This is a genomic window from Motilimonas cestriensis, from assembly GCF_021295315.1.
GTDB lineage: Bacteria > Pseudomonadota > Gammaproteobacteria > Enterobacterales > CBDFNC01 > Motilimonas > Motilimonas cestriensis.
Map to the genome: position 1 here is coordinate 1 of NZ_JAIMJA010000061.1, position 1212 is coordinate 1212.

A 1212-nucleotide genomic window follows, 5' to 3' on the forward strand; every position below is an offset into this window, starting at 1 on the left:
TCCCAGGCGTCGAAGACACCACCACTTTAACCTTAAGCGGTGCGACGACAGTAGTGGAAGGTGAAAGCGCGACTTACACTGTGAGCGTGGATAAGGCGCCTACGACGGATTTAACGGTCCAAGTGATCACTGGTCATATCACCACCGATAACGGTGACGTGATTGCACAAACCCAAGACGTGGTCATTAAAGCGGGCACCCTATCAACTGACTTTACGGTTGCAACCCTTGATGATGCCATTGCTGATAGCGGTGAGAAATTCAACGTGTCATTGGGTAACACCAACGGCGGTAGCTACGAGAACTTAGTGAAAGGCACCTCGGCAGTTGAAACCACCATCAATGACCAAACTGGCAGTGATGAAATTCCGGGCAGCGAGGACACCACCACCTTGACCTTAAGCGGTGCAAGCACTGTGGTTGAAGGGGAAAGCGCGACTTACACCGTGAGTGTGGATAACGCGCCAGCGACTGATTTAACGGTACAAGTGATCACTGGCCACATCACCACCGATAACGGTGACGTGATTGCGCAAACCCAAGACGTGGTGATCAAAGCAGGCACTCTATCAACTGACTTTACCGTGGCGACCTTAGATGATGCCATTGCAGACAGCGGTGAGAAATTCAACGTGTCACTGGGTAATACCAACGGCGGCAGCTACGAGAACTTAGTGAAAGGCACCTCGGTAGTTGAAACCACCATCAATGACCAAACTGGCAGTGATGAGATTCCGGGCAGCGAGGACACCACCACCTTAACCTTAAGCGGTGCGACTAGCGTAGTCGAAGGTGAAAGCGCGACTTACACCGTGAGTGTGGATAACGCGCCAGCGACTGATTTAACGGTACAAGTGATCACTGGTCATATCACCACTGATAACGGTGACGTGATCGCACAAACCCAAAACGTGGTGATCAAAGCAAGTACCTTATCAACTGACTTTACCGTGGCGACCTTAGATGATGCCATTGCTGACAGTGGTGAAAAATTCAACGTGTCATTGGGTAACACCAGCGGCGGCAGCTACGAGAACTTAGTGAAAGGCACCTCGGTAGTTGAAACCACCATCAATGACCAAACCGGCAGTGATGAGATTCCGGGCAGCGAGGACACCACCACCTTAACCTTAAGCGGTGCGACTAGCGTAGTCGAAGGTGAAAGCGCGACTTACACCGTGAGTGTGGATAACGCGCCAGCGACTGATTTAA

At 51.3% G+C, this 1212-nt stretch carries 1 protein-coding gene; it reads left to right on the forward strand.

Translation table 11 applies throughout. The features are described from left to right. Nucleotides 1–1212 (forward strand): immunoglobulin-like domain-containing protein (locus K6Y31_RS21960; RefSeq protein ID WP_233055164.1); only part of this gene is annotated, 1212 nt, incomplete at both ends.